Annotated in this window: 19 protein-coding genes; 10 read left to right on the top strand and 9 right to left on the bottom strand. The window is 64.1% G+C overall.

What is annotated here, in order from left to right; all coding sequences use genetic code 11:
• Positions 1-8 precede the first annotated feature (8 nt).
• The 3 genes from AC3WK8_RS12860 to AC3WK8_RS12850 all read left to right on the top strand — a co-directional run bounded on the left by AC3WK8_RS12860 (position 9) and on the right by AC3WK8_RS12850 (position 2,731).
• Entirely contained in the window at positions 9-1,424 is a 1,416-nt protein-coding gene (locus AC3WK8_RS12860) for a lipid II flippase MurJ (protein WP_085596715.1), read from the top strand.
• A gap of 13 nt (positions 1,425-1,437) precedes the next feature.
• The gene (locus AC3WK8_RS12855; RefSeq protein WP_103324939.1) at positions 1,438-2,388 is read left to right on the top strand and encodes a glycosyltransferase family 2 protein; all 951 of its coding nucleotides are present in this window, start codon (positions 1,438-1,440) and stop codon (positions 2,386-2,388) included.
• Positions 2,389-2,491: 103 nt separating this feature from the next.
• Positions 2,492-2,731 (top strand): hypothetical protein, encoded by a 240-nt coding sequence (locus tag AC3WK8_RS12850; protein WP_085596717.1) that lies wholly within the window; start codon positions 2,492-2,494, stop codon positions 2,729-2,731.
• Between the two features lie 41 nt (positions 2,732-2,772).
• Here AC3WK8_RS12850 and AC3WK8_RS12845 read toward each other — a convergent pair whose 3' ends face one another.
• The gene (locus tag AC3WK8_RS12845) at positions 2,773-3,960 is read right to left on the bottom strand and encodes a molybdopterin molybdotransferase MoeA (RefSeq protein ID WP_178088014.1); all 1,188 of its coding nucleotides are present in this window, start codon (positions 3,958-3,960) and stop codon (positions 2,773-2,775) included.
• A 22-nt stretch (positions 3,961-3,982) separates the two neighbouring features.
• Complete coding sequence (gene moaB / locus AC3WK8_RS12840; protein ID WP_085596719.1) at positions 3,983-4,522, bottom strand: molybdenum cofactor biosynthesis protein B; 540 nt, start codon at positions 4,520-4,522, stop codon at positions 3,983-3,985.
• A gap of 246 nt (positions 4,523-4,768) precedes the next feature.
• On the opposite strand from moaB, the gene AC3WK8_RS12835 reads away from it, so the two are divergent.
• Positions 4,769-4,990 carry a YgdI/YgdR family lipoprotein gene (locus AC3WK8_RS12835; RefSeq protein ID WP_022640016.1) on the top strand — a complete coding sequence of 74 codons (222 nt, stop codon included), beginning with the start codon at positions 4,769-4,771 and terminating at the stop codon, positions 4,988-4,990.
• A 72-nt stretch (positions 4,991-5,062) separates the two neighbouring features.
• Here the strand turns inward: AC3WK8_RS12835 and AC3WK8_RS12830 are convergent, their stop codons facing one another.
• The 6 genes from AC3WK8_RS12830 to AC3WK8_RS12805 form a co-directional block, all read right to left on the bottom strand.
• A complete protein-coding gene (locus AC3WK8_RS12830; RefSeq protein WP_103324937.1) occupies positions 5,063-5,953 on the bottom strand; it encodes a pseudouridine synthase in 891 nt (296 codons plus the stop codon).
• 78 nt (positions 5,954-6,031) lie between these two features.
• Positions 6,032-6,352, bottom strand: coding sequence for a hypothetical protein (locus tag AC3WK8_RS12825; protein ID WP_022640018.1), 321 nt, complete (start codon positions 6,350-6,352; stop codon positions 6,032-6,034).
• A 40-nt stretch (positions 6,353-6,392) separates the two neighbouring features.
• Complete coding sequence (locus tag AC3WK8_RS12820; protein ID WP_085596720.1) at positions 6,393-6,830, bottom strand: S24 family peptidase; 438 nt, start codon at positions 6,828-6,830, stop codon at positions 6,393-6,395.
• Between the two features lie 106 nt (positions 6,831-6,936).
• Positions 6,937-7,173, bottom strand: a complete 237-nt coding sequence (locus AC3WK8_RS12815) for a glutaredoxin family protein (protein WP_103324936.1) — start codon at positions 7,171-7,173, stop codon at positions 6,937-6,939.
• A gap of 70 nt (positions 7,174-7,243) precedes the next feature.
• A complete protein-coding gene (locus AC3WK8_RS12810) occupies positions 7,244-8,215 on the bottom strand; it encodes an acyltransferase family protein (RefSeq protein ID WP_085596721.1) in 972 nt (323 codons plus the stop codon).
• A gap of 36 nt (positions 8,216-8,251) precedes the next feature.
• Positions 8,252-9,346, bottom strand: a complete 1,095-nt coding sequence (locus tag AC3WK8_RS12805; RefSeq protein WP_103324935.1) for an acyltransferase family protein — start codon at positions 9,344-9,346, stop codon at positions 8,252-8,254.
• A 254-nt stretch (positions 9,347-9,600) separates the two neighbouring features.
• Between AC3WK8_RS12805 and AC3WK8_RS12800 the strand changes: the two genes are divergently transcribed.
• Positions 9,601-11,556: a monovalent cation:proton antiporter family protein gene (locus tag AC3WK8_RS12800; RefSeq protein WP_103324934.1), complete on the top strand. Its 1,956-nt coding sequence runs from the start codon at positions 9,601-9,603 to the stop codon at positions 11,554-11,556.
• A gap of 58 nt (positions 11,557-11,614) precedes the next feature.
• On the opposite strand, the gene AC3WK8_RS12795 is transcribed toward AC3WK8_RS12800, so the two are convergent.
• On the bottom strand, positions 11,615-12,823 hold the full coding sequence (locus AC3WK8_RS12795; RefSeq protein WP_053133101.1) for an ammonium transporter: 1,209 nt from the start codon (positions 12,821-12,823) through the stop codon (positions 11,615-11,617).
• A 332-nt stretch (positions 12,824-13,155) separates the two neighbouring features.
• Here AC3WK8_RS12795 and AC3WK8_RS12790 point away from each other — a divergent pair, with 332 nt between their 5' ends.
• From AC3WK8_RS12790 to AC3WK8_RS12770, 5 genes are all read left to right on the top strand, one after another.
• Positions 13,156-13,470 (top strand): ElaB/YgaM/YqjD family protein, encoded by a 315-nt coding sequence (locus AC3WK8_RS12790; protein ID WP_085596724.1) that lies wholly within the window; start codon positions 13,156-13,158, stop codon positions 13,468-13,470.
• Position 13,471: 1 nt separating this feature from the next.
• Positions 13,472-13,861, top strand: coding sequence for a phage holin family protein (locus tag AC3WK8_RS12785; protein WP_022640027.1), 390 nt, complete (start codon positions 13,472-13,474; stop codon positions 13,859-13,861).
• Positions 13,858-14,199: a hypothetical protein gene (locus AC3WK8_RS12780; RefSeq protein WP_103324933.1), complete on the top strand. Its 342-nt coding sequence runs from the start codon at positions 13,858-13,860 to the stop codon at positions 14,197-14,199. Before AC3WK8_RS12785 ends, AC3WK8_RS12780 begins: the two co-directional genes overlap by 4 nt.
• 184 nt (positions 14,200-14,383) lie before the next feature.
• Positions 14,384-15,715, top strand: coding sequence for a deoxyguanosinetriphosphate triphosphohydrolase (locus tag AC3WK8_RS12775; protein WP_022640029.1), 1,332 nt, complete (start codon positions 14,384-14,386; stop codon positions 15,713-15,715).
• An 819-nt stretch (positions 15,716-16,534) separates the two neighbouring features.
• Positions 16,535-18,178 (top strand): ShlB/FhaC/HecB family hemolysin secretion/activation protein, encoded by a 1,644-nt coding sequence (locus tag AC3WK8_RS12770; RefSeq protein WP_172681652.1) that lies wholly within the window; start codon positions 16,535-16,537, stop codon positions 18,176-18,178.
• The last annotated feature ends 26 nt before the right edge of the window (positions 18,179-18,204 follow it).

Raw genomic sequence — 18,204 nt, 5'->3', positions numbered from 1 at the left:
CGCCCGGCATGTTCGGCGCAACGCTGTGGCTGACCCTGGCCACCCTGACCGGCCTGGCTGCGGGCTTCGCCCGGGAGTGGCTGTTGGTGGCCGCCTGGGGTGCGGGCGGCCAGAGCGATGGTTTCCTGGTGGCGATGTTCCTGCCCGAGGCCCTGCGCATGGCCCTGGCCGCCGGCCTGCTCAGCGCCGCGGCCCTGCCGCTGTACCAGCAACGCTCGGCCACGCAGCAGCAGGCCTGGCTCGCCGCCCTGGCTCCGCGCCTGTTGCTCTGCGGCTTGTTGCTGGGCGGCATACTGAGCCTCGGCGCGCCGCTGTGGGTACGCCTGGTGGGCCCAGGCCTTTCCCATGACGGCTACGCCCTGGCCAGCGGTGGCTTGCACTGGCTCGCCTGGTGCGCGCCTGGGTTCATCCTCCACAGCCTGTTCTGCGTGCCCTTGCAGGCTCGTTCGCGCTTTGTCCTGGCAGGGCTGGGCTCGTTGTTGTTCAACCTGCCGCCAGTGCTCTACCTGGCCAGCCTGCATCATGCCGCCAGCCCCACCGGCCTGGCGGCCGCTTGTGTCCTGGGCAGCGTGCTGATGCCCAGCGTGCTGCTGCCCAGCCTGCTGCGCGAGGGCTGGCGCCCCTGGCGCATCCAGGGCGCGCCCGGGGCCGGCCGCGAGTTGCTGCAGCGCATCGGGCCGTTGCTGAGCAGCAACCTGGCCAGCCAGGGCCTGGCGTTGCTGGAACGCATGGCCGCCTCGTTGCTGGGCGAGGGTGCGGTCACCTGGATCAACCTGGCGCGCAAGCTGATCAACCTGCCGCTGATCGCCCTGATGAGCCTCAACCAGGTGCTGCTAGGCCTGATGAGCGGCAGCTCCGGTGAACAACGGCTGGATCTGTTGCGCAAGGGGCTGAGCAGCGCCAGCCTGCTGACCATCCCGGCGGTGGTGGGGCTGATCGGCGCCGCGGCGGCCCTGGTGCATCTGCTGTTGCCTGCCCAGGCAGCGGACAGCCCCTTGCCGAACCTGCTGGCCTGGTTCTCGGTGCCACTACTGTTCGGTGCCTGGAACGCCCTGCTGGCGCGTTATGCCTACGCTGCGGGAGATACCCGCATGCCGCTCAACTGCGAACTGGCCGGCAGCCTGCTCAATGCCTTGCTGCTAGCTGCGCTTCCCTACTTCCTGGGGCTGGTGGGCATCGCCCTGGCGGCCATCTGTGGGGTGGTGCTCACCGCCCTGCTGCTGATGCGCCGCCAGCAGTTGCTGGGCCTGCTGCCCTGGCGCAGCCACTGGTCGATCGGCATCGGTGGCATGCTGCTGGCGGCGCTGTTCCTGCATCCGCTGACCTCGATCATCTGGCAACTGGCCCTGAGCAGTGCCTGCGGGTTGCTATTGTTGCTGGGACTCGCCGCCTGGCTGCGCCCCTGGCGCCAGAACCTGACCTGAACCGGAGGCAACTATGTCGGCACTGCGCGTGGCCTGTGTAATCCCCACCTACAACGGTTGCCGGGACCTGGCCCGGTTGCTGGATTCCGTGGCCATCCAGAGCGCCGTCTTCGATACCCTGATCGTCGATTCCAGTTCCAGCGACGGTACTTATGAACTGGCCGTGTCGCGTTGCCCCAACGTGTTGCGCATCGATAGCCGCGACTTCAATCACGGTGGCACCCGGCAACTGATGGTTGAGCGCAATGCCGACTACGACGTCTATGTGTTCATGACCCAGGACGCCTACCTCGCCGATGACGAGGGCATCGCCAGGATCGTCGCGCCCTTCGCCGATGGACAAGTGGGAGCCGTGTGCGGGCGCCAACTGCCGCACCTGGATGCCAGCCCCCTGGCCACCCATGCGCGGCTGTTCAACTACCCTCCCACGTCCCAGGTGAAGAGCCTGGCCGATGTGCCGGCGCTGGGCATCAAGACCGCCTTCATGTCCAACTCGTTCTCGGCCTATCGTCGCGAGGCGCTGATGCAAGTGGGCGGTTTTCCCAACCACGTGATCCTGTCCGAGGACATGTACGTCGGCGCCAAGATGCTCCTGGCCGGCTGGAAGGTCGTCTATGAAGGCACAGCCTGTTGCCGTCACTCCCACAACTACAGCCTCAGGGAAGAGTTTCGCCGCTATTTCGACATCGGTGTGTTCCACGCCCGGGAGCCCTGGATCCGCCAGGCCTTCGGCGGCGCCGGCGGCGAGGGATTGCGCTACGTCAAATCCGAACTGGCGTTCCTCGGTCTCGGACGGCTGCTGCAATGGCCAGGCTCATTGCTGCGCAATGCACTGAAGCTGTTCGCCTACAAGCTCAGCCAGCAGGAACGCTACCTGCCCCTGGGCCTGAAGAAGCGCCTGGGCATGTACCGCCGTTACTGGGACGGCCCTAACGCTCGCCCTCAGCCAGGGCCGCGGCAGTAACTTTTCTGACTTTAGAAAGAGAATCCCCCGAATTGACCCTCCAGCACCGATCAGTGACTGTGGTCGTCAGGCACTGACGCCTCAAACAGGGAAGTACAAGGTCATGAATGACAAGGGGTTGTATCCACGAGCGCATTCGACGCTCAATCGCATCAAAGACAACGCCTGGCTATCCAGCCCCTCAAGCCAGGAGTTCCGCGAACCGCGCCCGCCTCAGTCCCGCCTATCGTCATTGCTCAAGCGCCTGGGTCGACTGGCACTGGCCGCAGCCCTGCTGGCGGGTCTGGTGACCTGGGGTCTTCACAGCCGTTTCGGCCTGTTGCTGCTGTTACTGCTGCGTTGAACGCATCGGAGCCGGCCCAACACCGGGCCGGCTCCGCAGGTTCAATCCAGCAGCTCGCTCAGGGGAATGAAAGCGACCTGGTCACCTTCGACCAACGTCCGCCCTTCGAGCACCTCCACAAGACCTTCGGCCCACGCCGCGCTACGCAGGACCCCTGAACTCTGGTTGCGATAGATGATCGCTCGGCCATCCTCGAGCCGCCCCCGCAAGTACTCACGCCGATTGCCCGGCTGAGGCCAGGCAAAGCCGGCCGCCACCTGGAAACGCAGCGGTTGGATACTTTGCACACCCTGGCGCCGCAGCAGGTAGGGACGAGCCAACAGGGCGAAGGTCACCAGGGTCGATGCCGGGTTGCCAGGCAAGCCAATCACCGGCACACCCCGAAAATGCCCGAAGGTCAGGGGCTTGCCCGGCTTGATCGCTAGCTTCCACAACGCCAGCTCGCCCGCCTCGCGCAGGGCCAGGCCGAGGAAGTCCGCCTCCCCTACCGAGACACCGCCGGTGGACAAGATCAGATCGACGTCCTTGAGCTCTGCCAAGCGTTCGCGGGTCGCAGCCAGGTCGTCAGGCAGGATCCCGGCGTCCAGCACTTCGCAGCCCAGGCGCTGCAGCCAGCTGCACAACAGGACCCGGTTACTGTTGTAGATCTGCCCGGGCCCCAGGGGTTGGCCCGGCTCCAGCAGTTCGTCGCCGGTGGACAGCACCGCCACCCGCACACGGCGAATCACGTCCAGCTCGGCACATCCCAAGGAAGCGGCCAGCCCTTGTTCGATAGGCCCCAGGCGAGTACCCGCAGCGAGGATCTGCTCACCAATGGTGGTTTCCTGGCCCTGTGGACGGATGTTCTGCCCGACTTTCAGCGGCTCGGTGAAACGCACCCGTTGATCGTCCTGGACCTCGGTGTTTTCCTGCATCTGGACACAATCCGCGCCGGCCGGCACTGGGGCCCCGGTGAAGATCCGCGCGCATGTTCCCGGTTGCAGCGGCTCCGGGACCTGGCCGGCGAAGATCTTCTGGCTGACCGGCAGGGGCTCGCCCTTCCAATCCTCCAGGCGCAGGGCATAACCATCCATGGCGCTGTTGGGCCAGGGCGGCAGGTCCAGGCTGGATACCAGGGGCTCGGCCAGCACCCGCCCCTGGGTCGCCGCCAGGGGCAAACGCTCGCGCTCGCGGATCGGCGTCGCCTCGGCCATCGCCAGCAGGCGCTCCAGCGCCTCCTCCACAGGCATCAGGGCACCGAGCTTGCCCGGCTTAGCCACGGGATTCACAGGATGCCGCCTGTTTCAGGTGAGGAACGAAATTGCAGGGACGGTGCCGCGAGTCCAGCTGTTCGGCAAGGATGCCATCCCAACCGGTGCGCACTGCGTTGGTGGAACCAGGCAGGCAGCAGACCAGCGTGCCATTGGCCAGGCCGGCCAGCGCTCGCGACTGCACGGTGGAGGTGCCGATGTCCGCCACGGAGATCTGCCGGAACAGCTCGCCAAAACCATCGACCTGCTTGTCCAGCAGGCACGCCACCGCTTCTGGAGTGCTATCGCGCCCCGTGAAACCGGTACCGCCGGTGATCAGCACTACCTGTACCTGGTCATCGGCGATCCAGGTGGCGACCTGGGCGCGGATCTTGTACAGGTCGTCCTTGAGCAGGACCCGCGCCGCCAGGTGGTGACCGGCAGTACCCAGGCGCTCGACGAAAAGCTGGCCGGAGGTATCGGTGTCCAGGGTGCGGGTATCGCTGACGGTCAAGACCGCTATATTCAGCGGGGCAAAAGGTACATCAGCCTTGGCTTTCATAGGCTCGATCCAGTGATGGGGAAACAGGCCGGTGTTATATCACAGGCCTCCGCTCCGCCGCCGTGCATCCGGCAATGCCTCGAGGGTCGGTTCATTCGGGAACAATCAGGCACAATGAGCGGCGCACATCAGCGAACGCCTGCGATCGTCCCGCCAACGTGGCAGAATGTCCCTGGCCAAGGAACTTGCAGACGTTGTATACGTCTGAAGACCAGCACTCATAAGTACTCATTTCGGAGACATACAATGACTCAACGGACCCTCGCCACTTTCATGCTCGCATTGGGCCTGGCCACTCTCGCCGGTTGCGCATCGCCGACAGTGATCACCCTGAATGATGGTCGCGAAATCCAGGCCGTGGATACCCCTAAGTTCGACAGTGATTCCGGCTTCTACGAGTTCGAACAACTGGACGGCAAGCGCACTCGCATCAACAAGGATCAGGTACGTACCGTCAAGGAGCTGTAAGCCTGGCGACTGCCGACCTGAAAACGCTAAAACCCGCCTGGTGCGGGTTTTAGCGTTTCTACGTCTCGAGATTTACCAGTCGAGGCGGATACCACTCTCGAACTCACGCTCCTGGCCAGTCAGCGGATCGATGAAGCGCAAGCCCTGGGCCAGCAGCTTCAACGGCTTGGCAGGGTCATCCTCAGCGTCCTTGAGCACCTGGGGATAGAACGGATCATTGCAGATCGCCGCGCCCAGCGCGCTCATGTGCACGCGCAACTGGTGCTTCTTGCCCGTCACCGGAGACAGCCCGTAACGCCAAAGGTCACCATGCTTTTCCCGGACTTCCACCAGGGTCTCGGTGTTGCTCACACCTGGGACCTCCTGCATGCGGAAGAAGGGTTCGCCGTCCACCAGCCGGCTCTTGTGCAAAAGCGGGAAGACCAGCTCGGGCAAGGCCCCGGCAATGGCTTCATAGCGCTTCTCGATCTGCCGGGTGGGAAACAGCGCCTGATAGGCCGAGCGACTACCCGGGTTGGCGGAAAACAGCACCAGCCCAGCGGTGTGCCGGTCAATACGATGCAGGGGCACCAGGTGCGGATTGTCAAAGCGACGGATCAACCGCCGCAGCAAGGTCTGCTCGACATACTCGCCCGCCGGGGTCACCGGCAGGAAATGCGGCTTGTCCGCCACCACCAGGTGCTCGTCGGCATACAGCACCGTCTCCTGCACCGGAATCACCTTTTCGTTCGGTACCTCGCGAAAATAGTGAATCAGCAAACCTTCACGATAGGCCAGCTCCACAGCGATGGGCTGGCCTTGTCCGTCCAGCACCCGCCCCCGGGCAAACCGGTCCAGCCATTGCTCGCGACTGATGGCCTTGAAGTGATCGCACAGGCAATCCAGCACGGTCGCCCAGGGGCCTGGAGGCAGGTACAAAGTGCTGGCCTGATGCTGTGCCGCAGAAAAACTCACGCAAGACATACAAAAACTCGAGGGATCGATCCAAGCCGGCATTATCCAACAGCGATCCCCGGCAGCCTAGGAAGAGTTTGCCCGCCTTCAGGCACAGGACTGCCTGGCCTGGGCCGCCGCCTCGGTGAACTCCTTGAGCCAGCGCAAGACGTCTACCGCTTCCCAGCGAGCCGGATCGTAAAGGGCATACAACAGCCCCTGGTACCCGACGACGTCCAACTGGCGGTGATAGCCCGCACGCTGGAACAGGGCCTCTATTTCGGCGAAACAGGTGTTGAAATGCAGCTTGTTGAAAGGCGTCTTGCCCTCGGTGACCAGACCATCCAGGCGCAGCTCATGCACCGCCTCGCGCAGCACGTCTGGAGACATGTTGTTCACGCTGTTTTTCAGTTGTTCGACATTGACCATCATTTATTCCTTTGAAGGTTCGAAGCCTGCGCCACATCCATCAGGGCTGCTTGTGCCCAACGTAGCTGACGACCCAAAGCACCACGCCCCAGATCTCGATCGAGCCCAGGTCGTCCAGGGCAATGGAAGGGATCGACGGACGCGCTGCCTTGAGCAGCAGGCCGCCACGGGGATCGGGTGCCAGCAGGCGCAGCGAATACTCGCTGCAGCCGTGGGGACGCACCACCAGGTATTGGTCCACCACCGGGGTGGCGGAACGATCGACGACCAGGCGATCCCCGGGATACATGCCAAACCCCAGGAGGTTGTCATCGTCCACCAGCAGGCCGTGGATCTGAGGGGCCCCCAGGCCCAGGGTCCGGTCCAGGGAGAAACCGCTGCCGATGGGGCCAGGGGCAGGCTCGCTGTCGCCCAACTCCATGAGACGGGTTGGCAACGGTTGCGAACGTTCGATACCGGTCAGGAAAGTGAGAGACATGGCGAGATTCCTCGTTGACTGTATATGCATACAGTAACCGAATCGATGGATCTCGCCAACGAATTCCAGGCAAGGGCGACAGGCGGAAGCTGCGCGACGCCAGTTTTCAGCGCAGGAAGGCCACCACCTGTTCGACGTCGAACGGCCAGCCCAGCTCGGCGCCATTGTCTGCCCGGCGCAGCACCGGGATACGCAGGCCGTAGGCTTCGAACAGCTCCTGGCTGTCGGCGATGTCCACCAACTCGACCATCAGGCCGTGCTCCACCAGCGGCATCAGCTCGGCCTCGGCCAGTTCGCACAAATGGCAGCCAAGGGTGCCGAACAATTGGCATTCAGGAGGCATGGGGATCGACCATTGAAATGAGGAACGGGCGCTCATTGTAGGGCCTGGATGAAAACAGCGTCGAGCCGCCCTAGAGAATGAAGCGCACCCGGCGGCTGGCCAGGATCAGCAGCGGTGCCACGGCAAAGGCCAGCACCAACACCAGCAGCGTCATCTGGTTGCCATAGGCCATGCCCGCCGCAAGCGCGCCATAGACGAACCAGGGGTGCACGTAATACACCGCCGAGGACAGCTTGGCCGGGAAGTTGCTGTGGCTGGCCCGGAAGTAAGCCTGGGGCAGCAGGAACAGCGCCGGGGTGATCACCAGCAGCGATGCGAGGAAATCGAAGTTCTGCTCGACGTCCGCCCGCAGCGCGAAATTCACTGCGGCCTCGCCCAGGATCAGCACCAAGCCCAGCCCCAGCCAGCCCCACAGCAGCGGCCGGCCGATACGCTGCGCCAGTTCATGGCGGGCACAGAGGAAACCGATGGCCATGAACGGGAAACCCATGAACAGGAAATTGCGCGCCGTGTAGTCGTTCTGGTTGAAGTGCTGGAGAAAGGCGTTGGGCAGCTCGAAATAGACCCGCGCGTATTGCAGGCACAAGCCAGCCAGGAACGCCGCCAGGGCCAGGCCGATCAGTGCCGGCGAACGCCAGCGGCGCAACACCAAAAGGATCAGCCCGCCGCCCAGCATTCCCAGCAGGTACCAGAGGTGGAAGTAGCCGATCAGCAGCTTCTTCACCACCCCCAGTATCCCGCCGAGGCTGGCGATGGTCGCCGGATCGACGTACTGCGGGCTGTAGACCAGCATCCAGAACAGGTAGATCAGCAACCCACGCTTGAACCACTGGGCGAAGGAATGCCCCCCTTCCAGGGTCTGGTACAGGTAGTAGCCATTGATGATGAAGAAGGTCGGCACCGCCACCCGGAACAGGCCGTTGCACAACAGGTAGCCGACCCAGGTGTAATTGCCCCCCAGCAGCTTGCAGTGCAGCATCACCACCATTACCGCGAGCAGGACCTTGAGGGCGTCGAGATTTCCGTTGAGAACTTTCGGCATCGAATGGCTACCCGAGCAGGCAGGAGGATTCCCGGATTACACCGGATCGTAGTGTTTGCGCTTGCCGGCCGAACTGAAGCGACGCTTGCAGTAGGCCGTGGCCCGGTCGAGGATCGGCTTCTCGTAGAACTGATAGCCCACCCAGCCATAACAGACCACCGCCGTCATCATCAGCAGCAGGAACAGCAGGTTATCCACAGGGCTGCGGGGCCAGGCTCCGATCACCTGCCAGGCCCTGCCGATCACCCCCAGCACCAACAGGTGCGACAAGTAGATGGTGTAGGACATATCGCCGGTGGCCGTAAGAAAGGCCGGCATCCGGATCAACTGCCGCCGCTCCAACAGCGCCAGGGACAGCACCAGGGCGCCGAACGCCAGGCCCACCGCCAGCATCCTCGGCAAGCCTTCGGTGGTGAAGAGCCGGTAGCTGTAGATCAACGGGAACCCTACCAGCAGCACCGCCACCAGCGCGCCCCAAGCCAGCCAGGTGGGCACCCGGGCGCTGTACGGCCCATAGAAGAACAGGGCCAGGGCACTGCCGACGATGAATTCCAGGGCATAGGGATGCAGCATGATCTTCAGGGCCGGGGAATAGTCCTGCCAGTCCTGCAACAGGTTGAAGGCCACCAGCGCCACCGCCCACAGCAGCAGGATCCACGGCAACCAGCGCTCCTTGAAGAACAGCAGCAGGGTGAACACCAGGTAGAACCACAACTCGAACAGCAGCGACCAGGCCACCATCACCAGCAGCACTCGGTCGTTGGGCAGCAGCAGGAACGACATCCACAGGTTCGAGCCGCCGTGGGAGCTGTTCACCAGCGCCGGCTGCCACAGGTACACCCCCAGGGTGATGAAGAAATACAGCCAGTAGGTGGGATAGATCCGCGACAAGCGGTTGAACAGGAAGCGCTGGGTCTCGACGCTTTTCTGGAAGCGCCCGCGGCTGACGATCACCATCACGAAACCGCTGATGACGAAGAACAGGTCGACCCCCAGCTGGAAGAAGTCCACGTACACCGGCAACAGGATGTCGCCCCCGGAATACTTGATCTCCACCGACATCATGTGGAACAGCACTACTCCCAGCACCGCGGCCCCACGCAACCCTTGCAGTGAATACAGACGCTCCATAAACCTCTCCGGCTCCCCCCTGGCACGGCCCCTGTGGCACAGGCTGCCTGAACATCGCCCTGCGTCGCCCCCCGGCCACTTGCCGCCGGGCGCCACTCGCATCGACCGTTTCTGAGCATAGCGAAGGCTCGTGAAGATGGGACACTCTGGCGAAAGAATGACCTGGGTCAGCACGATTTCCTGCCGGCCGGGGGATCCTTCCGACCTTTTTGCCTCTAGGCTTTGCCTGGCCGCCCCTTGTCCGGAGATAACCGTTGTTCGCCAACCTGCTGATCATTCTCGCCTCCTCGCTGGTGGTCATCGCGCTGTTCCGGCGCCTGAGCCTGCCGCCGGTGCTGGGTTACCTGTCGGTCGGACTGATGGTCGGCCCCACCGCCCTGGACTGGGTCAACGACAGCGAGGACCTGCCGGACCTGGCCGAGCTGGGGGTGGTGTTCCTGCTGTTCTCCCTGGGGCTGGAATTTTCCCTGTCGAAGATGCTCGCCCTGCGTCGCGTGGTCTTCGGCCTCGGCAGCCTGCAAGTGTTGTGCACCGGCCTGGTGCTGGGTGGACTGCTGGCGCTGTTCGGCATGTCCTTGAGCTCGGCGCTGATGCTCGGCACCGGGCTGGCCCTGTCGTCCACCGCCATCGTCAGCAAGGAGCTGACCAGCCTGGGCGAGATATTCAGCAGCCACGGCCAGAATGCCATCGGCGTGCTGCTGTTCCAGGACGTGGTGGCCGTGCTGTTGCTGACCCTGGTCCCGGTGTTCGCCGGCAGCACCGACCAGGCCTGGTACTGGGCCCTGCCCGCGACCCTGGGCAAGACCGTGGTGCTGTTCGTGGGCCTGCTGCTGGCCAGTCGCTGGCTGCTGCCACGCCTGTTCCACGAGGTCGCCGCCTCCCACTCCGCCGAACTTTTCGTGCTGCTGGCCCTGGTGATCGTCCTGCTGACCGCCTGGCTCACCCACCTTTTGGGACTGTCGCCGGCCCTGGGAGCCTTCCTGGCCGGCATGCTGCTGGGGGAAAGCCACTACCGGCACCAGATCGAAGCCGATATCCGGCCGTTTCGCGACATCCTGCTGGGGTTGTTCTTCGTCAGCATCGGCATGCTCATCGACCTGCAGCTGTTCATCGACCACAGCCTGCTGATCATCGGCCTGACCCTGGCCCTGCTGCTGGTCAAGGGCACGGTGGTCGCGGCCCTGCTCAAGTTGCGCGGCAGCGACGGCGAAACCGCCTGGCGCAGCGGCCTGGCCCTGGCCCAGGGCGGCGAATTCTGCTTCGCCCTGATGGCCCAGATGCAGTTGAGCCAGATGATCCCGTCCACGCTCAGCAGCCTGCTATTGGCCGCCACCTTCTGTTCGATGCTGCTGACGCCATTGCTGCTGCGCGCGGCCCCGGTGCTCACCGCGCGCTTGCACCGCAAGCCCAACCAGGCTGCGCAGCTGGAGGAAATCAGCGCCCAAAACGCGCAGTTGCAGGGCCACGTGCTGATCTGCGGTTATGGTCGGGTCGGCCAGTCCATCGGCCGTTTCCTGCGCCACGAACAACTGCGCTACATCGCCCTGGACGACGATCCCGTGCGGGTCCAGGAGGCCTCGGCGGCGGAAAGCTGCGTGCATTACGGTGACTGTCGGCGCGGCGACCTGCTGGCGGCGGTCGGCTTGGAGCGCGCGCGGCTGCTGGTGATCGCCGTGGACAAGACCGATATCGCCCTGACCGTGCTCAAGGCCGCCCGGCGCCTGGACGGCAACGTGCCGATCCTGGTGCGCACCCGGGACGACAGCCAGTTGGCGGAACTCAAGGCCGCCGGTGCCAACGAAGTGGTGCCCGAGCTGCTGGAGTCGAGCCTGATGCTCGCCTCCCATGCGCTGATCATGCTGGGCCTGCCCGAGCAGCGGGTGCAGCGCACAGTGGATGAAGTGCGCCAAAGCCGCTACCGGCTGCTCCACGGCTTCTACCATGGCGGACAAAGCGATACCCAGGACAACTACGAACCGCCTGCCGTACAGATGCACGCGGTGAACCTGGATGCCGATGCCCATGCCTGCGACCAGCCGCTGCAAGCCCTGGCCCTGGATCGCCTGGGAGTGGACATCCGCGCCGTGCAACGCCAGGGCCACGACCTGCCGCTAGGTCCGGGCCTGCGCCTGCAAGCGGGCGACCGGGTGCTGCTGTCCGGTCCGCAGAACGCCATCGAAGCTTGCGAGGCGCGCCTGCTGGGCGGTTGAGCTTGGTGCCCCGTGCCCCCGGTTGGCCCATGGTCAACCGGGGGCGATGGCGACTCGCTCACTCCTGGTTGACCGCACCGATCTTGTGCAACGACAGGTCGGCACCGTAGTACTCCTGTTCCTGGCTCAGGCGCAGGCCGCAGGTGGCCTTGATCGCGCCATACACGGCGAAGCCTCCCAGCAGCGCCACCAGCACCCCGAGCCCGGTGCCGAGCAACTGGCTGGCCAGGCTCACGCCGCCCAACCCGCCCAGCGCCGCCTGGCCGAAGATCCCGCAGGCGATTCCGCCCCAGACCCCACACAAGCCATGCAGCGGCCACACTCCCAGCACATCGTCGATCTTCCATTTGCCTTGGGCGGCGATGAAACACCAGACGAACAGCGCCCCGGCAATGACCCCGGTGCACAACGCCCCCACCGGATGCATCAGGTCCGAACCGGCACAGACCGCCACCAGCCCCGCCAGCGGCCCGTTGTGCAGGAAGCCCGGGTCGTTGCGCCCGACGATCAACGCCGCCACTGTGCCGCCGACCATGGCCATCAGCGAGTTCACCGCCACCAGCCCGCTCAGGCCCTGCAGGGTCTGGGCGCTCATCACGTTGAAGCCGAACCAGCCGACGATGAGGATCCACGAGCCCAGCGCCAGGAAGGGAATGCTCGATGGCGCGAAGGCCACCAGCTTGCCGTCGCGATAGCGCCCATTGCGCGGCCCCAGTAACAAAACCGCCGCCAGGGCCAGCCAGCCCCCCATGGCATGCACCACCACCGAACCGGCAAAATCGTGGAAACCGGCGCCAAAGCGTTGTTGCAGCCAGGCTTGCAGGCCATGGTTGCCGTTCCACACCACCCCTTCGAAGAACGGGTAGACGAACGCCACGATCAACACCGTGGCGCACAACTGCGGGACAAAACGCGCACGCTCGGCGATGCCGCCGGAGATAATCGCCGGGATCGCCGCGGCGAAGGTCAAGAGGAAGAAGAACTTCACCAGGCCGTAGCCATGGTCGGCACTGAGTGCCGCCGCCGGTTGCAGGAAGCTCACGCCGTAGGAGATCCAGTAGCCTATAAAGAAATAGGCCAGGGTCGAGACAGCGAAGTCGCTGAGGATCTTCGACAAGGCGTTGACCTGATTCTTCTGCCTGACCGTCCCCACTTCGAGGAAGGCGAAACCGGCGTGCATGGCCAGGACCATGACCGCCCCGATCAGGATGAACAGCGTGTTGGAACCGTGGACCAGGGTGTCCACAGCGCTTTGCAGGTTTTCCATGGAGTGGGCAGATCCGCTAATGGCGGTCGGCTTGCCCTGCGGTCGACGCGCCCTGCACCAAATTGGCTCCCGGGGGCGCCGGCAAGCGCCTCCGATGAACCGTTTTGGCGCGCCGAACGCCGCACGCGAAACCGCAGGCAAGACAATGACCGGGAGTTGTGGTTGATTCGTCCAGGGCTGACGCGGCTTGCACGCCAGCCCCGCGCATTTTCGGCGCAGGCCCCGGGGCCTGCGCACCAGGACAAAGCAAAAGCTGTACCAGGCAATTTCAGTGAACCTTCATCCGGGGCTCACACTCATAGCTCACACAAGCCACCCAAGGAGGCAGCAGCATGGCCAGCAAAACGGCAAAGACAGCTCAAGAAGTATTGATGGCGGATTTTCAGGCACTGGTCAGCGACACCGAGCGTCTGCTGGAGCACACCGCGACCCTGGCCGGCGACCAGGCCGATGAGTTGCGCGAGCAGATCCACGAGAGCCTGCTCAAGGCCCGGGAAACCCTGCAACTGACCGAGGAATCCCTGCGCCAGCGGGGCCAGGCGGCCGTCACCGCCGCGCAAGACTACGTCCAGGCCAACCCTTGGCAATCGGTGGGAATCGCCGCTGGGGTGGGCTTCCTCATTGGCCTCCTGGCGACGCGGCGCTGATATGGCGCTCGACGAATCCAGCGCATCGGGCAGCGGCCCGAGCGCTTCCTCACGGCGCCTGGGGGCTGCAGTCCTGGGCTTGTTGCACAGCCACGTAGAGCTATTTGGCATAGAGCTGCAGGAGCAGAAGGCCCGCACCGTGAGCCTGCTGCTGTTCGCCGGGCTGGCCCTGGTATTCGCCCTGCTGTTGCTGGTGGGGCTGTCGGCACTGGTGCTGATCCTGCTCTGGGACACCTATCGCCTGGCCGGCATCGTCGGCCTGTGCGTGTTCTACGCCCTGGCCGCGCTGTTCTGCGGCCTGCGCCTGAAATCGGCGGTGTTCGATGAGTCCTCGCCCTTCCATGCCACCCTCGAAGAGCTGGCCAATGACCGGGAGCGCCTGCTGCCATGAAGTTGCCTGACATTCCGCAGAACGCCTCGCGCCGGGACATGCGCAAGGCCCTGATCCGCCTGCGCATGGAAATGCACCGCCAGGAGATCCGCCAGGAAACCCGGCAACTGCTGCAACCCCTGCAGCGCATGCGCAGCATGGGGCAGAACTGGCAGCAAGGCCTTGGGATCAAGCACGCGCCACTGTGGGGCATGGCGGTGGTGACCCTGCTGGGCTTTCTTACCGGCAAGGGTGCTCGCAATGGCGGTACCAGCAGCCTGACCCGCCTGGTACGCCTGGGCTCCAGCCTGCTGCCGTTGATCAAGCTGGTGCTGCAGGGCTCCTCGCGTAAATCCTGAAGCGCCTGCGCACTCCCTGCTCCTTGCCCGGCCATCCGCAGCGGCTCCCGGACTCCAGGGGCCGCTTTCGGCCGTCCCCAGATCGCCGATGAATCCCCGAGGACATTTACCGTCGCGCCCCTTGCAGCCATGGCCGGGAACCCGGAAGCTGGGCGCTTCACGTTTTCTTCGGAGAGACCCCGCCTTGGATTGGCAGACCCTGCTCAACCGCGAACGCCTCGGAAAGCCAGTACACAGCCCGGAAGAACTGGGCCGTAGCCCTTTCCACAAAGACCACGACCGCATCATCTTCTCCGGCGCCTTCCGCCGCCTGGGCCGCAAGACCCAGGTACACCCGGTATCCAGCAACGACCATATCCACACCCGCCTGACCCATTCCCTGGAAGTCAGCTGCGTGGGCCGTTCCCTGGGCATGCGGGTGGGCGAGACCCTGCGCGGCGCCCTGCCTGAATGGTGCGAACCCAGCGACCTGGGCATGGTGGTGCAATCGGCCTGCCTGGCCCACGACATCGGCAACCCACCCTTCGGCCACTCCGGCGAGGACGCCATCCGCCATTGGTTCCAGCAAGCGGCCGGACGTGGCTGGCTGGATGCGATGAGCGAGGCCGAACGCCAGGACTTCCTCAATTTCGAGGGCAATGCCCAGGGTTTCCGGGTCCTGACACAGCTGGAATACCACCAGTTCGACGGTGGCACCCGATTGACCTACGCCACCCTCGGCACCTACCTGAAGTACCCCTGGACCGCGCGCCATGCCGACTCCCTGGGCTACAAGAAGCACAAGTTCGGCTGCTACCAGAGCGAACTGCCATTGCTGGAGCAGATCGCCCACAAGCTGGGCCTGCCGCAACTGGAAGAGCAGCGCTGGGCCCGACACCCCCTGGTGTACCTGATGGAGGCCGCGGACGACATCTGCTACGCGCTGATCGACCTCGAGGACGGCCTGGAAATGGACCTGCTGGAGTATGCCGAGGTGGAGTCCCTGCTCCTGGGCCTGGTAGGCGACGACCTGCCGGAAACCTACCGCCAGCTGGGCCCGGGTGACTCGCGCCGACGGCGCCTGGCGATCTTGCGGGGCAAGGCCATCGAGCACCTGACCAACGCCGCCGCACGGGCCTTCGTCGAGCAGCAGGACGCCCTGCTGGCCGGCACCCTGCACGGCGACCTGGTGGAGCACATGCATGGCCCCGCCAAGCGCTGCGTGCTCAACGCCAAGGACATGGCCCGCAAGAAGATCTTCCAGGACAAGCGCAAGACCCTGCACGAGATCGGCGCCTACACCACCCTGGAGATCCTGCTCAACTCCTTCTGCGGCGCCGCGCTGGAACAACATGGCGGCAAGACCCCGTCGTTCAAGAACCGGCGCATTCTCGACCTGCTGGGCAACAACGCCCCGGACCCAGGCTGGCCATTGCACAAGGCTTTCCTGCGGGTCATCGACTTCATCGCCGGCATGACCGACAGCTATGCCAGCGAAATGGCCCGGGAAATGACCGGACGCTCCAGCCCGCAATGACCCCTGCGCTGCCGCGGCCTGGTCTTCGAGACAGGCCGCGATAGCCTCGCGACCACCCCGACAGCAACTAGGGGATTCCCCTAGCCCACTATCCACCAGCACCAGTCGGATACTTGCCAAGCACGCCCATGAACCGGGCAATAGCAGCAGAATTAGATATCTAGGGAAAACCCTTAGTGAAACTAATTTAACCAACCCAGACAAAAACTAGAGCAACTACTCAGGTCAAATCCCCAACTAGCTAGAAGCACTCATTAGTCTGCGAGTGGATATCCGGCCACCCTCACAGAATTAAACATTTATTCATCAACTCAACCAAACATCCGACCTTTGGCATTTTGCCATCTCAGCTACAAGCCTTGCCTATCAAGGACATGACGCAAATTTAGTTAGCCTTCTATGCACTTACAATTTAGATACAAATAGGTTTTTTGGTTTCGGATAGTCTCGATTTCAACAGGAAATTTCCCCGCTGAACGCCCCCGAATAAAAATAATTCTGCTCTGCGCTGTAACGTTTCCAGGTCAACTCACTCAACCCTTTTGTCATACCTGAAACTGCACTGATTCATCCGGTACTCACTCAGGAACTGTCACTCTCGAGCACTTGGACATTTGCCCCCGATATAGATATCGACGGCGCAACATGTTCATAGGGCAGAACTAAAAGCGACGTCACTAGTTGAGCCCGCTGACCGGCTTCTCTGTTGTTCGTCACTTGGTCTTTTTACAGTAAGGATGCCAAGTGCCCCATTCATCACACACTGTCCGCTCCCTCCTCCCCCGCACCGGCGTGTGGTGCCTGGGACTGCTGTTCGGCATGGCGCAGCTGGGCCCGGCCCTGGCCGATGAGCCGGGCCAGGAAGCCCTGCGCCTGCAACAACAGCAACAACGTGACCTGCAGCAACTGCAACTGGAGCAGCGCCAGCGGCAGATGCAGCGCGGCAGCTTCAGTGCCAGCCCGGTGACGCCGGAAGTACCTCAGCAGCCGGCCAGCGATAGCCGCTGCTGGCCCTTGAGCGGCACCCGTATCGGCGGCGTCAGCCTGTTCAGCAAGACCCGCCTCAACGACTACATCAAGCCGTACGTGGCGCCCTGCATGGGGGTCAACCAGATCAACCAGTTGCTGGCCGCCCTCACCCGGCTGTACGTCGATGCCGGCTACATCGCCAGCCGCCCGTACCTGACCACCGCCCCGGCCGCCGGGCACAGCCTGGACATCCTGGTGGAGGAAGGCTACGTCGAGGCCATCGAGCTGGCCGACCAGAGCCTGCCGGTGTCGTTGCGCGGAGCGTTCCCGGGAATGCTCGGCAAGCCCCTGAACCTGCGCGACCTGGAACAAGGCCTGGACCAGCTCAACCGCCTGCGTTCACTGGACTTGACCGCCGACATCGCCCCCGGCAGCCAGCCCGGCGCCTCGCGGATCATCCTGCGCTCGCGCACCAGTGCCGCACGCTGGGGCCTGGGCCTGGGCCTGGACAACCTGGGCAGTGCCAGCACCGGCCGCGACCGGCAGTCGATCAACTTCAACCTCGACAGCCCGTTGCAGCTCAACGATGCCCTGAACCTGAACTACAGCGACACGCTCAACCACGGACCGCGCTACAGCCGCAGTTCCAGCCTGTTCTACTCGGTGCCCTACGGCTACTGGACCTACAGCCTGTTCGCCAGCCATGCCGAATACCGCGCGCCGCTCAAGCTGGCCCGCACCACCTTGTACAACAGTGGCCGTACCGACATGGTCAGCGCTCGCGCCGACCGGGTGCTGTGGCGCGGCCAGAGCCACCAGCTCAGCGCCAACCTGCAACTGGCCTACAAGGATGTGGACAGCTATCTGCAGAAGGCCCACCTGAAGATCCAGAGCCCGACCCTGACCGTGGCCGAGGCCGGCCTCAACCTGTTCTGGCTCAACAGCGCGGTATGGAACCTGGATGCCAGCTACGCCCAGGGCCTGACCTGGTTCGGTGCCGACGACGACTCACAGCAAGTGCAACGCAACCTGCCCAAAGCGCAGTTCCGCAAGTACCGCGCCGGCCTCAGCCAGTGGCGCAACGGCCAGCTGGGGGGCCAGCGCTGGCAATGGCAGAGCCAGTTGGCGGCGCAGTACAGCCCGGACCCGCTGCCAGCCATCGAGCAGCTCTTGGGCACCGACGACTCGGCGGTGCGTGGTTATCGCCTCAACAGTGTTTCCGGCGCCATCGGCGCGGTATGGCGCAACACCCTGCGCCTGCCCCTGGACAACGATCTGCCGGTGAAGCTCACCCCACGCCTGGGCCTGGACAACGGCTGGATCAAGGCCGACCACGGCGCCCAGAGCCGGCACCTGGCCGGTGCCAGCGTGGGCCTGAACCTGGCCTGGAAAAAACTCCAGCTCGACCTCGACTACCAGCGCAACCTCAGCACCCCGCAGGGGCTGCGCACGGAGCCGGAGGTTTGGCTGGCCCGCATCAGCCTGCAGATCTGACCAACCGCCGATTAGCCTGAACCAAT

Source organism: Pseudomonas sp. FW507-12TSA, assembly GCF_058781435.1.
The sequence above is the reverse complement of the archived record's forward strand: the minus strand, read 5'-3'. Positions and strand labels throughout refer to the sequence as shown.

Excerpts from the sequence above, each read along its gene's own strand:
- AC3WK8_RS12825 (WP_022640018.1), bottom strand. The coding sequence starts at position 6,352 with ATGGTCAATGTCGAACAACTGAAAAACAGCGTGAACAACATGTCTCCA.
- AC3WK8_RS12780 (WP_103324933.1), top strand. The coding sequence starts at position 13,858 with ATGAAGTTGCCTGACATTCCGCAGAACGCCTCGCGCCGGGACATGCGC.
- AC3WK8_RS12830 (WP_103324937.1), bottom strand. The coding sequence starts at position 5,953 with ATGTCTTGCGTGAGTTTTTCTGCGGCACAGCATCAGGCCAGCACTTTG.
- AC3WK8_RS12845 (WP_178088014.1), bottom strand. The coding sequence starts at position 3,960 with ATGCCTGTGGAGGAGGCGCTGGAGCGCCTGCTGGCGATGGCCGAGGCG.
- AC3WK8_RS12815 (WP_103324936.1), bottom strand. The coding sequence starts at position 7,173 with ATGCCTCCTGAATGCCAATTGTTCGGCACCCTTGGCTGCCATTTGTGC.
- AC3WK8_RS12805 (WP_103324935.1), bottom strand. The coding sequence starts at position 9,346 with ATGGAGCGTCTGTATTCACTGCAAGGGTTGCGTGGGGCCGCGGTGCTG.
- AC3WK8_RS12835 (WP_022640016.1), top strand. The coding sequence starts at position 4,769 with ATGACTCAACGGACCCTCGCCACTTTCATGCTCGCATTGGGCCTGGCC.
- AC3WK8_RS12795 (WP_053133101.1), bottom strand. The coding sequence starts at position 12,823 with ATGGAAAACCTGCAAAGCGCTGTGGACACCCTGGTCCACGGTTCCAAC.
- AC3WK8_RS12855 (WP_103324939.1), top strand. The coding sequence starts at position 1,438 with ATGTCGGCACTGCGCGTGGCCTGTGTAATCCCCACCTACAACGGTTGC.
- AC3WK8_RS12820 (WP_085596720.1), bottom strand. The coding sequence starts at position 6,830 with ATGTCTCTCACTTTCCTGACCGGTATCGAACGTTCGCAACCGTTGCCA.
- AC3WK8_RS12810 (WP_085596721.1), bottom strand. The coding sequence starts at position 8,215 with ATGCCGAAAGTTCTCAACGGAAATCTCGACGCCCTCAAGGTCCTGCTC.
- AC3WK8_RS12770 (WP_172681652.1), top strand. The coding sequence starts at position 16,535 with ATGGCGCAGCTGGGCCCGGCCCTGGCCGATGAGCCGGGCCAGGAAGCC.
- moaB (WP_085596719.1), bottom strand. The coding sequence starts at position 4,522 with ATGAAAGCCAAGGCTGATGTACCTTTTGCCCCGCTGAATATAGCGGTC.
- AC3WK8_RS12790 (WP_085596724.1), top strand. The coding sequence starts at position 13,156 with ATGGCCAGCAAAACGGCAAAGACAGCTCAAGAAGTATTGATGGCGGAT.
- AC3WK8_RS12785 (WP_022640027.1), top strand. The coding sequence starts at position 13,472 with ATGGCGCTCGACGAATCCAGCGCATCGGGCAGCGGCCCGAGCGCTTCC.
- AC3WK8_RS12850 (WP_085596717.1), top strand. The coding sequence starts at position 2,492 with ATGAATGACAAGGGGTTGTATCCACGAGCGCATTCGACGCTCAATCGC.
- AC3WK8_RS12860 (WP_085596715.1), top strand. The coding sequence starts at position 9 with ATGTTCGGCGCAACGCTGTGGCTGACCCTGGCCACCCTGACCGGCCTG.